The following is a 10,614-nucleotide window of genomic DNA, read 5'->3' as shown; positions in this document are numbered from 1 at the left end:
CATCGGAGTATCACCAAGACGATCCAGCACTTTGGTGGCCATATCGCCAAGCACAATAACCATATGTACGTGGTCTTTTTTACCACCTGTACCAATGCCGTTTTATGCGCCCTTAAAATTAAATACAACTTTAAATATATTGGACAACGGGTCGATAGTAACCACCAACACCTGGGCATTGGCATCAGTACCGAAAGCACTGGCCAGGCTACCCAATTGTGTGAAGTGGTACCTAGGCCCATCGTGATCACCACAAGCGTTAAAAAAGGGTACGAACAGGAGAACAATCACGCCAAGATCGACCCGGACCAGATCCGTACGCTAAAGCCCAAGGAAGAAGAAATTTTGGCCCAAGTCATGGCCTTCTCCCAAACCCACTGGAACGACTCCCGCTTTACCCATAAAGCACTCTGTGCCGAATTGGGTTTCGGTAGGACGCAACTGTACCGCCACCTTAAAAAACTGACGGGCAAATCGCCCACGGCCTTTATGCGGGAATACCGTTTGCACAAGGCGTTGCACCTCTTGCACCGGCAATTTGGAACTATCGGCCAAGTGGCCCATGAAACGGGCTTCAACAGCGCTACTTACTTTACCAAATGCTTTGTGAATACCTATGGTATGCTCCCATCGAAATATGCCCAATTGAACCTGCAGGTGTAGGGGGGACGCTAAGCGCTGTGCGCTTTTAGGTCTTGGCTGTTGGCTCTTGGTTCTTTATGCTCAATACTCAATACTCAATACTCAATACTCAATACTTCATAATTCATAACTCTTAACTGCCAACCGTTACCGAAATTCGAATTAACGCTCTCTACTTTATTTCATTGCTATGGGGAATCATGTTTCAGACCATCACATAAATCTATACTTTATTGCACTCATCCCGCACCTAGCACTTAGGGAGCAGGTAAAAGCGTTGAAGAAGGAATTAAAAGAGCGGTTTAATGCGTCGAAAGCCTTACGGTCACCAGCGCATATTACCCTACAAATGCCTTTTAAAAGAAGTACGCAAGATGAGCCTTACCTCATTGATACCTTACAAGAATTTGCTATGGTTCAAAATAAGTTTTTGGTCAGGTTAGCCGGGTTTGACTGTTTTTCGCCCAAGGTCATTTTTGTAAAAGTTTTGGACCATAAGCCAATAATTTCCGTACACACCCAACTTAGACAAGTTTTGACGGACAAAATGGAGTTTAAAGAAAATGAGCTAACCCAAAATATCCACCCCCATATGACTATTGCCACAAGGGATTTGAGTGTTGAGGCCTTTGGTAAAGCCTGGGGCGAGTTTGAAAAAAGGGAATTCGAAGCCTCTTTCTTAGCCCAAAGCCTCTTCCTTTTAAAACATAACGGGAAGTTCTGGGAAATTTACCGGGAATTTTTATTTAAATCGTGAGCTAAACGCCAGACGCTTTTCGCTAGACGCTCATGGCTTTTAGGTTTTGGGTCTTGGCTATTTGCGGTACACTAATCGCTAGCTATGAGATGTTAGATACTAGACGCTGGATGAAATTCAGAATGCAGAATTCAGAATGCAGAATTGTCTATTATAACCATTAAAACTCAATTGCCCAACAACGAACTTTTGGGATTTTGAACTTTTTACTTCGAACTAGAAACTAGAAACTAGAAACCATAAACTAGAGACTAGACGAAATTCCCAATTCATAATTCTGAATTCATAATTCTGCATTCCTAACCGGCGCTGCCCTAGGCCTTTTTGGTCATCGAAAGGTTGATCACAATGGCCATCAATAGCCAGATAATAAAGGTTTCCCCATGGGTCATTTCATAGGTAGATCCCGCCATTTTGGCCATCAGTAAGACGATGTACACGATAATAGGGGATAAAAGCAAGCTAATTACAAGTCGGATGATCGAGTTTTTATAATCCATAAGGCTTTGGTTTAGTTATATACTAATAGTAGTCATTTTTTCAATAACCGGAAAATTTTGCACCAAAAAAAGGCACCATTCGAGTGACCATTGCTTGGTCTGGGTATCAAATAGGTGCCTTGAACATATAGGCCCGAACACTATAACCTAAGGCTGAGGCCTAGCTTCCGGGGCGTTGCTTTTTAGGTTTATTTCTTCTTCTTCTTCTTCTTTCCTTTTGCTTTTTTGGTCTTTGCCTTTTCCCCCAATGTGCTTAGGTTGCTTTTCAGTTTTTTGACTTCCTTATTCTTGACCGCTTTCTTTTTCGCTTTTTTCAATTTTTTCTTAAGCGATTCCACTTTTTTGTCGGTTTTTTTGGCCGTTTTCTTCAGCTTCTTTTTTAGTACCTTGATTTTTTTTTCGGCCTTTTTAATTGCTTTGTCCTTCGTTTTTTTGACGGCCTTTTCAACGGCGGTACCAGCTGCCTTTAGCTTGCTGGCTTTAGCGGTTTTGGAGGCTTTTTCCGGTTTGGGTGCCACGGGTGCTGCGGCTACGGTTGCCTTTTTTGGGGTGGGTTTCGCTGCCGCGCTTTTGGCAGGGGTCCGACGTACCGGGGCTTTACGCGTCCTTGTTGCGGTAGCGGTTGCCGTGGTTTTGGCCGGAGTCCTTTTTACAGGGGTTTTAGGAGTTGCCCGCGCGGTCGCCGTCTTTCGTACCGGGGCTTTCGCTGCGGTTTTTGTTGGGGTCTTGGTTGCGGTCTTTGGCGTCGTTTTCGCCGGGGCCCTTTTTACAGGGGCCTTGGGTTTTGCCGCCGTGGTCGCCGTTTTCCGTACCGGGGCTTTCCGTGCTGGGGCTTTCGTTGTTGTTTTTGCTGCGGTCGTTGCAGGGGCTTTTTTGACCGGGGTGTTGGGTTTTGGTTTCTGTTCCATAGTACGTTTTTAGAATATCTTTTAAAAAGTACCATTAAAACCCCAATACTGCAATAGGAACGTCTGTTTTTTTACTTCAAGAAGAGCGGTAATTCAATATAAATTTTTTTGGGGTCTCAAAAAATGAGACTGTGTACTTCTACTTTAGCGGTATCAAATAAGAAGATTGCGCAATCATTAACTATTTGATGATAAAATATCAAACCTTAAAAGAAAAAAATGAAAAACTTAGAAAAATTTGAAGTACGGGAATTAAGTGCTCAAGAAATTACAGAAATCGAAGGGGGTTTTTGGAATTATGTTGTCAGTGCCATAGCCTATGTAGCCTATGAGTGGGCAGCTAACCCTACGGCACACAACAATGCCGTTGCAGAAGGGTATAACAGCTATAAAAGCAATTTACAATAATAATTGATACAATACTAAAAACCAGAATTATGAAAGATTTAAAATACAATAACTTAGAAGAATTAAGCATGTTGGAGTTGAACGAGTTGAACGGGGGAAATGAGCTTACCGAATCCATAGCACGCGCTATAGGGTGGTTGGGAGCCGCACTCCAGGATGGCGCCAGATGGACATTTATCAACAGTGCCAATGACCCCTCTATCTCAGGGTTTATGTAATAGGTTACTAAAGGGATGCTTTTTTAAGGCATCCCTTAATTTTTGTAATGCAAAATGAAAAAGAAAGCAGTCCTATTTCTTGTTCCGTTCATGGTTATCAGTTATTTGCTCCATAACGATTATAGAAGCTATAGTTATGAAAACCATATAGCTGATTTTGGATTGGCCGATGTTGGGTATAACCTATTCGCTGTGACCCTAATGGCCTTACTTTCCTGGACAGGGGCATTTAAATTTTCCAAGAACAAGTTTTTAGATATTTTAATAATTACCGGTACGTATGTCTTTGTTGAAATAGCCAGTTATTTTATCCCAATTTTCGGGGTTTTTGATATCAAGGATGTCATAGCTTTGCTGTTTAGTGGTTTTTTGACACTCTGTCTATTTAGAATTTTTGATAAAGTGGCATTCGAGAAAAGCAGTATTGCATTGAAACAGTATTTCTGAAAATCCGCTTACCCCATATCTTTTCATCTTCATAGAGATTATTGAAAAACCATCAACAAGGTTAGTAAACGTACCCTTAACTTTTCACCTTTTTCCTAAGCAGACTCGCAAGCCCAAAACCAAAGTTCCAAGATAATATCCAGAGATTCGATTGTAACTGAATATTACCTATATTCAAAAGTTGGGGATCTGCAAAGAGCGTATCCCAAAGAAAACAAAATCAAACAAAACACACCTCCATGCTGACGGCCATACATCCAAAATTACCCATGCGCAACAAAGGGGCCACGAAAGACTATTATGTAAACCAATTGGGTTTTATAGTGCTCGGGGACTATGGCGATTATCTCATGGTCAAAAAAGAGGGCATCGAAATCCATTTTTTCGAGTTTAAGGGGCTGAACCCCAAAAAGAACTACGGACAGGTGTATATTCGCACCAATAACATCGCCGAACTCTACCAAGAGTTTTTGGAACGGAAGATCCCGATACACCCCAATGGGCCCTTGGAAACAAAACCTTGGGGGCAACAGGAATTTTCACTCCTCGACCCAGACAACAACTTGTTGACCTTTGGGGAGGCCATCTGAATTTTTGCTATCTTCAAGGGGGTAATTTCATAAACCATGGGATTTAGACAAAAAGAAACTTCAAATCGGTTGCTGTTGCTGTTGTCAGTCCTTCTTTTCGCAGGGTGTAAACAAGCAGAATTTATGTCGTGCGATACTTGCTATGCCATCACCAACACGAACATCATTGATGTGGCACAAGGACATGCCGATACCGAAATGACTTTGGTAATTCAAGATAACCATATTCTTGACGTAGGTAAAATGGCGGCAATCGATATCCCGAAGGAAATCACTACCATTGATGGGCGGGGTAAATTCGTAATTCCCGGCCTTTGGGATATGCACGTGCATTCCTCCTCGGATACCATTACCCGTACAATCCTCTTTCCTCTTTTAATCGCCCATGGGGTTACCGGTATTCGAAATATGAAGGCCGATTGTTATGATGAAGAGTACCCGTGTGCAAAATATAACGATGTATCCATAAACACGGCAAAACAATGGCAGACAGTTATTGCCGAAGGGCGTTTGTTGGGCCCGCGTTCCATTTTGGGGAGCCAGATGGTCAACGGTCCCCGAAACGATTCCTCAACGGTCCTGAGTCCTGGTACGCCAGAACATGGGCGGGCCCATGTACGTTTTTTAAAGGAGCGCGGCGTCGATTTTATCAAAGTGTATGAGGAGCTGCCCCGTGATGTTTATTTTGCGGTGGCTGAGGAAGCCAACAAACAACACCTTGTTTTTGCCGGTCATGTCACCTATACCATTAAAGCGTCAGAAGCGGCAAAGGCCGGCCAAAAAAGCATAGAGCATTGTTGTGAAGGGAATATCATGGATGAATGCACGACCTTGGAAGACGAATTGCGCAAAAAATGGGCGGCCGCGGTTGAAAAGGAAACCTATGATCTAGGAAAGCTCATTCTGGAAATGGAGGCCACCTATGATGCCGGTAAATGCGACCGCTTATTTGACGAATTTGTAAAACATAAAACTTGGTTTACCCCTACACTATTGGTTTCAGAAAGCAGATATCCCTACTATTTTGACTGGAAAACCGATAAGCGCCTTGCTTATATTCCGAAATCGGAACAAGAATTATGGCAAAAATGGAACGATGAATTTGATTTTGTTTTTGGGTCCTGGGATGAAACCAAGCAAATGAGGATGCGAAAGCGACGTTTTGAGATCATACGGGCCATGCATCAAAAAGGGGTTCCCCTTTTGGCGGGATCGGATGCTGGGGAATCGGGTATTTTTTGGGGCTCAAGCTTGCACGAGGAGTTGGATCTTATGGCACAAGCGGGGTTAAGTGCCCCCGAAGTCCTAAAAACGGCCACCCTTAATCCGGCTATCTTTTTAGAGGCAACCGACTCCCTCGGCACTATTTCGAAAGGGAAACTGGCCGATATCGTCGTCCTCGATGCGAATCCGTTGCTCGATATACGGAATACCCGAAAAATCAATGCCGTGGTGGTGAATGGGCGTTACCTGAACAAAGCAGCGCTTGATTCGATACTGAGGAACGTGGCCCTTAACGTAAGGAATAACTTTAACGAATGAAAAACCCCAATAAGGGGGTTACCCAAAAATCGGTTATCTTCACTCCTCATTTGATATAAATCATTTTAATTTCGTTTTTATGAAAGTGTATAACGTATTTCTCTTGTGTTTTTCGTTGTTATTCCTAAGTTGTAATGGATCGGATGAGCATTGGATCAATCTGTTCAATGGGAAAAACCTCGACGGTTGGCATGCCTATGGGGCAGACGCCCTAATCGATGGGTGGTATGTTGAAGAGGGAACATTGGTCTATGACTTTCAACGCCGTGAAGGGGGTGCAAGCTCCAATCTCGTCACTGATGATGCCTTTACGAATTTTGAGCTTTCGTTGGAGTGGAACATTGGTCCCCATGGGAATTCAGGGCTCTTTTGGGGCGTGGTCGAGGAAGCAAAATATACGCATCCCTATGAAACAGGTCCTGAGATCCAAATACTCGATGATGGTTGGAAAGACTATGTCGAGGAACGTGGCGATATCAACCGTGCGGGATCCTTGTATGGGTTACTGCCCCCTTCCGCTATCGTTAGTAAACCCGCTGGGGAATGGAACCACTACCTCCTTCATATCGATCATGTCGAGAATATCGGGTATGTGGTTTTCAACGACGTTGAGGTGTTGCGTTTTCCGGTACATGGCCCCGAATGGGAGACCATGATCGCAGCCTCCAATTTTGCCAAATGGCCCGATTTTGGCACTGCGAGAACGGGGCATATAACGCTTCAGGAGTATGGGGGCAAGGTCGCCTTTCGGAATATTAAATTACGGATCTTACCTACGGAAGACCAAGCGCAATAAGGTGGGATGCTGGCACGAACCTGCCTGCGGTCGGCAGGTGTAGTGGTGAAGACCGTACGTAGTTTGGATGTCATTCCGACGGAGTGAGGTACGAACGACGAGGAATGACATTTTCCAGAAGAAAAACTACTGCTGCCAGCAACATCCACGCCATATCTTAAGCACCTATTGGGATTAACTCGTTACCCGAAGCACTAGCCTCTCCACAACCAAAAATTGCCGTGATCGTATATGCCTTTTGTGAAGCAGGGCACGTACACTTCATGAAATCGACAGTACCGGAAACAATGCCCATAGCGGTTGTAAAACAGGCCGAACCCACCAATGGGTTTACTAACAGATGGGATGTATTCCCTAAAGTCTTACTACCAATACCATTCGGTAATGCGGTAGTTGAAATATGCGCATAAAATTCGTTATGCACGAGGGCTCCGGTAAAAATGAGTCCGGCATAGCACAAAAACGAATCCAAACTAAAAAGAAAATCATTTTAGCTTCAAAATGCAGATGAACTGTTCGTTCGATTATTCATTGAACTGACCAAAATCATTTAACATTATTTTATAATATTTTAATTTTTGCATGGCGTTCAGGTCATCTTAGAATCAAACGCAGTCCTCTAGTGATTTTTATGACAAATTAGGATACAAAGATTAATTTAAAATACTATCCCATGAAAAAACAATTTTACATTTTCGTTTTGCTAATCTCCATCGCATTAGGAGCAAATGCCCAATATTATAGCTTAGTTGACTCTTTTTATGAGGGTTCAAATGGAATAAACGCCACTACTCGTGCCCAAGTCGATACCTATGGAGGTACTATCGTTTCAGACAGAATATATAGTAATGATTGTGCAGGTGATTTTCATATAAAATGGTCTTTTTCAAAAGATATTACAACCCTTAAAGATGGGGAAGAATTTGTTGTTTATACAAAATGTGATGGTTGTAGCTCTTCATGTGGTTTCAGAAGAGGAGCTATTGCTGTAGCTGGTAGCTCAGGAAATATTACAAGTATACCAGGATTCGATTATACGTATAACGGTAATATGGAAGTAGTAGCATCAAACACCCAATCCATCAATAGTGATGATTGGAACAATGGGTATAGTACAGCTTCTTTTACGGTAAAAGTCAAAACCAAAAAAAATGTAAAGTATACCGCATTTTATCTGATTCTTGGAAACCATAAGGTTTACTACGTATTTCGATATGATGACGGTAGTTATAGCGACCCAATACCAAATCCAAATCCTAAAAAAGTTGATTGTTTAGCTTTTTTAGGTTTGGGTCAATCGGTTAATGGTTTATCAATGGGGGCTTATGAAGGTTATGGTTACACTTGGATGCTTCAAGCTATAGATTATGCAATATCACATATAGAAGCTTCCAATTGCATGAGTTCAACGTATTTAAAAGATTTAAGAAACCGCATTAATTATGCGCAAAACACCAAAATCTTTTTGGACGAAATTGAAGCGTACCGAAAGAGTTTATACAATGAAGCCGCTGTATATTGCGCTCCTTGTAAACAATGCTCGGACTGATTTTTTTATAAAAGCAACACTGTAATATGTATACTGACTGAAGTTGATCATGTATAGATTGGAGTTGATTATTTACTTGAAATTTCCAAGTATGCTTATCAAGCAACAAAGTACTCCCTTTTTTAGATCGATCATGATCTTATTTGTTTGTGAATATTGGCACTAATAAAAACGACAAGAGCTGGCAACACCCACCCCAAATTAAACGTGCTTAAAGGCACCCAAGAAAATAGTCTCCGCACCCCGCCCAGGCCAATATCCCATGGGCCGAGTGCATAATGTATGAATTCGGGCAGGCTGAACACCAAGGTGGTGGCCACGACCCATTTAAAAACGGTGGGGGAGCTATAGCGTTCGGGCAAGACATTCAAAAAGATCAAGACAATGGTCACCGGGTACACCAAGGTCAAGGCGGGCACGGCAACGGCAATGATAACCCCGACATTGAACTGCCCCATCACGACCCCGAGAACACAGCCGATGATCGCGGTAAGCGTATAAGCCTGTTGGGAGTCGCCGAAGCGGTACTTCATAAAATCGGCCGTACCGGTTACGATACCCACGGCCGTGGTAAAGCAGGCCAGACTCACCAGCACGCTTAAGAACAGGTTGGCCGTATTGCCCAGGGTGTTTATACTGATACCATTCAAGAGGGCGGTACGCGAAATATCGGCATCGAAGGTGTTGTGCATCAGGGCCCCGGTAAAAATGAGTCCGGCATAGATAAGCAAGAGTCCGAGGCCAGCCAACATCCCAGCATTTCGGATCAGGCGTTTTTTCTCGGCATAGGGGGCGGTTTTGTTCTTTAGGTTGATCGAGATGATAATGACCCCGCCTACGACGATGGCGCCAATGGCATCAAAGGTCTGGTAGCCCTCCAAAATACCATCGGTAAAAGGATGTGCAAATACCGTCTCCCCGAAATCGAAGGGATAGGCGAAGGTGGCAATACCCATGATCAAGACCAAGATCAGGATAATGGCCGGGGTCAATAATTTTCCGATGATGTCCAAGATCTTCGAACGGTTCATGACAAAGACAAAGACAAGGCCAAAATAGACCATGCTGGTCAGGATATAGGGGGTGTCGAAAAAAGGCTGCACGGCAATCTCGTGGGTGACCGATGCGGTACGTGGGGAGGGGAGTGCGATCGAGATGGCATAGATGATAAAGGCATACCCCAAGGCAAAGGCGGGGGAGACCTTCTTTCCGAAATCGAAAATGGTCCCCTGTAATTTCGCGTGGGCCAGAATCCCCAAAAGGGGCACCAATACGGCCGACAGGCAAAATCCCAAGGTGACCAACCACCAAAAATCACCGGCCTTGAACCCGAGTTGCGGGGGTAGGATCAAATTCCCCGCCCCAAAAAAAAGCGAGAAGAGGGCAAAGGCGATGACCAGGGTTTCCTTGGCTTTCTGCATAGCGTTAAATGGAGTGAAAGATAATCTAAAATTACTGTTTAGGAACACGACTTTTCATCGATCAAAAAGTGCCTTTCAACGAATTTAATGCAGTTGAACGAATTTTTGGGTCAAAAATGATTCCAGTGCCAATAAAAAGCAGTATTGCCCCGTTAGGTAATAAAGTGTTTGAAAATTCACTTTTAGAAACCCGAACCCTGAATACCATGCACTTGTTTGGCCCCCAAATCCCAACAACTGCGCGCTTTAAAAACCTACATCATGAAAAAAGTAATCTGCCAAATTTTTGGACATCACTACTCCATCTCCAAAAAAGTGACCCACCACATCAAGGAATACAAATGCATTCATTGTGGCAATGAAGTGACCACCGATGCCAGTGGCAATCTGTCAATGTTGACCCCAGAAATGCAGGATATCAATAAAACCTTAGAAAATCTATACCAAAGAAGACATAGGACAGCGGATCACGCGGCCTAATTATGTTTTGGCAAATGAATTCCAACCCTGAGCGGTCAATGGAATTTTAGAATTATTCCTGGAAATTAAGTGTGCGCCTTCGTTCTCAACAGTCATGTGCCCCACGACTGTCACGTTGGGATTGCCCTTTATTTTCGGGAATTTTTTTAGTGAGACCCTGATTTGCCGAGCATGCAATGCGCTGGCAAATCGGTCGGTCGAACTAACCCCGACCTAAAGCGTCGGGGTCTTTTATTCAATGGCACTATGTCCGTACCCTGATTTGCCGAGCATGCAATGCGCTGGCAGAACGGTCGGTCGAACTAACCCCGACCTAAAGCGTCGGGGTCTTTTATTCAATGGCACTATGTCCGTAC

At 43.6% G+C, this 10,614-nt stretch carries 14 protein-coding genes and 1 pseudogene; 10 read left to right on the top strand and 5 right to left on the bottom strand.

Features of this window, described 5'->3' with window-relative positions; genetic code table 11:
• Both WBM98_RS07130 and WBM98_RS07125 read left to right on the top strand, forming a co-directional pair.
• On the top strand, positions 1–663 hold a 663-nt coding region (locus WBM98_RS07130), incomplete at its 5' end, for a helix-turn-helix domain-containing protein (RefSeq protein WP_424365331.1).
• A gap of 169 nt (positions 664–832) precedes the next feature.
• On the top strand, positions 833–1,399 hold the full coding sequence (locus WBM98_RS07125) for a 2'-5' RNA ligase family protein (protein ID WP_424365330.1): 567 nt from the start codon (positions 833–835) through the stop codon (positions 1,397–1,399).
• Positions 1,400–1,713: 314 nt separating this feature from the next.
• Here WBM98_RS07125 and WBM98_RS07120 read toward each other — a convergent pair whose 3' ends face one another.
• Complete coding sequence (locus tag WBM98_RS07120; RefSeq protein WP_424365329.1) at positions 1,714–1,899, bottom strand: hypothetical protein; 186 nt, start codon at positions 1,897–1,899, stop codon at positions 1,714–1,716.
• Between the two features lie 188 nt (positions 1,900–2,087).
• The gene (locus tag WBM98_RS07115; protein ID WP_424365328.1) at positions 2,088–2,807 is read right to left on the bottom strand and encodes a hypothetical protein; all 720 of its coding nucleotides are present in this window, start codon (positions 2,805–2,807) and stop codon (positions 2,088–2,090) included.
• 219 nt (positions 2,808–3,026) lie between these two features.
• Here WBM98_RS07115 and WBM98_RS07110 point away from each other — a divergent pair, with 219 nt between their 5' ends.
• The 6 genes from WBM98_RS07110 (at position 3,027) to WBM98_RS07085 (ending at position 6,808) form a co-directional block, all read left to right on the top strand.
• A complete protein-coding gene (locus WBM98_RS07110) occupies positions 3,027–3,215 on the top strand; it encodes a hypothetical protein (protein ID WP_424365327.1) in 189 nt (62 codons plus the stop codon).
• Between the two features lie 29 nt (positions 3,216–3,244).
• Complete coding sequence (locus WBM98_RS07105; RefSeq protein ID WP_424365326.1) at positions 3,245–3,433, top strand: hypothetical protein; 189 nt, start codon at positions 3,245–3,247, stop codon at positions 3,431–3,433.
• A 54-nt stretch (positions 3,434–3,487) separates the two neighbouring features.
• Positions 3,488–3,880 (top strand): hypothetical protein, encoded by a 393-nt coding sequence (locus WBM98_RS07100; RefSeq protein WP_424365325.1) that lies wholly within the window; start codon positions 3,488–3,490, stop codon positions 3,878–3,880.
• Positions 3,881–4,119: 239 nt separating this feature from the next.
• Entirely contained in the window at positions 4,120–4,470 is a 351-nt protein-coding gene (locus tag WBM98_RS07095) for a bleomycin resistance protein (protein ID WP_424365324.1), read from the top strand.
• A 123-nt stretch (positions 4,471–4,593) separates the two neighbouring features.
• Positions 4,594–6,012, top strand: a complete 1,419-nt coding sequence (locus WBM98_RS07090) for an amidohydrolase family protein (RefSeq protein ID WP_424365323.1) — start codon at positions 4,594–4,596, stop codon at positions 6,010–6,012.
• Positions 6,013–6,091: 79 nt separating this feature from the next.
• Positions 6,092–6,808 (top strand): 3-keto-disaccharide hydrolase, encoded by a 717-nt coding sequence (locus WBM98_RS07085; protein WP_424365322.1) that lies wholly within the window; start codon positions 6,092–6,094, stop codon positions 6,806–6,808.
• Positions 6,809–6,965: 157 nt separating this feature from the next.
• Here WBM98_RS07085 and WBM98_RS07080 read toward each other — a convergent pair whose 3' ends face one another.
• Positions 6,966–7,280 carry a branched-chain amino acid transport system II carrier protein gene (locus tag WBM98_RS07080; protein WP_424365321.1) on the bottom strand — a complete coding sequence of 105 codons (315 nt, stop codon included), beginning with the start codon at positions 7,278–7,280 and terminating at the stop codon, positions 6,966–6,968.
• 201 nt (positions 7,281–7,481) lie between these two features.
• Here WBM98_RS07080 and WBM98_RS07075 point away from each other — a divergent pair, with 201 nt between their 5' ends.
• The gene (locus WBM98_RS07075) at positions 7,482–8,357 is read left to right on the top strand and encodes a hypothetical protein (protein WP_424365320.1); all 876 of its coding nucleotides are present in this window, start codon (positions 7,482–7,484) and stop codon (positions 8,355–8,357) included.
• A 131-nt stretch (positions 8,358–8,488) separates the two neighbouring features.
• On the opposite strand, the gene brnQ is transcribed toward WBM98_RS07075, so the two are convergent.
• The gene (gene brnQ, locus WBM98_RS07070; protein WP_424365319.1) at positions 8,489–9,778 is read right to left on the bottom strand and encodes a branched-chain amino acid transport system II carrier protein; all 1,290 of its coding nucleotides are present in this window, start codon (positions 9,776–9,778) and stop codon (positions 8,489–8,491) included.
• Between the two features lie 261 nt (positions 9,779–10,039).
• Between brnQ and WBM98_RS07065 the strand changes: the two genes are divergently transcribed.
• Positions 10,040–10,258 (top strand): hypothetical protein, encoded by a 219-nt coding sequence (locus WBM98_RS07065; RefSeq protein WP_424365318.1) that lies wholly within the window; start codon positions 10,040–10,042, stop codon positions 10,256–10,258.
• On the opposite strand, the pseudogene WBM98_RS07060 reads toward WBM98_RS07065, so the two are convergent.
• Positions 10,259–10,414: pseudogene (locus WBM98_RS07060) on the bottom strand (thiamine-phosphate kinase); the annotation flags it as partial.
• Positions 10,415–10,614 lie beyond the last annotated feature (200 nt).

It is taken from the genome of Maribacter sp., assembly GCF_049667165.1.
Taxonomy (GTDB): Bacteria; Bacteroidota; Bacteroidia; order Flavobacteriales; family Flavobacteriaceae; genus Maribacter_A.
Note: the sequence above shows the minus strand (reverse complement) of the source record. Positions and strands in the feature narration are given on the sequence as shown.